This window comes from Psychrobacter sp. T6-1 (genome assembly GCF_052258445.1).
In genome coordinates, this window is the sequence record NZ_JBQQFC010000848.1 from 1 (window position 1) to 508 (window position 508).

The 508-nt window shown below is 48.6% G+C and carries 1 pseudogene; it reads right to left on the reverse strand.

Features of this window, described 5'->3' with window-relative positions:
• A pseudogene (locus ACTXGO_RS16685) lies at positions 1-508 on the reverse strand (hypothetical protein); the annotation flags it as partial.

The following is a 508-nucleotide window of genomic DNA, read 5'->3' on the forward strand; positions in this document are numbered from 1 at the left end:
CGATCCATCCATTTTATCACGTACTCTGCTTGCGCCTCTGCAATAGGGACTAGCGATGAGTTACCAATAGGGCTGTTAGGGCCCATAAGCGTAAATAGATTTGGAAAACCTGGGATCATCGTAGTGTTATGAGCGATTGGCCCCTCATTCCAAGCGGTATCCAAAGCCATACCGTCACGACCCGTTACTTGCATTGGACGCATATAGGACTGCGCATGAAAGCCTGTGGCAAAGACTAAGATATCAAACTTGTGAAGCTGACCATCCTTTGTAATGACTCCTTTGGGATCAATACGCCCGATATGGGTAGTGCAAATCTCGACATTAGATTGCTGCACCGCTTTATAGAACGTTGGGGATGAAATCATGCGCTTGCACATCGGCGCGTAGTCCGGCGTCAAGCGCGCGCGCAATTCATCATTGGACACTTGTGACAAGCTGCCCTTGGCACTTTTACTAAAAAAAGTACGCTGCCATCCTGGAGCTAGTGGCGCCTTAAACAAACTGG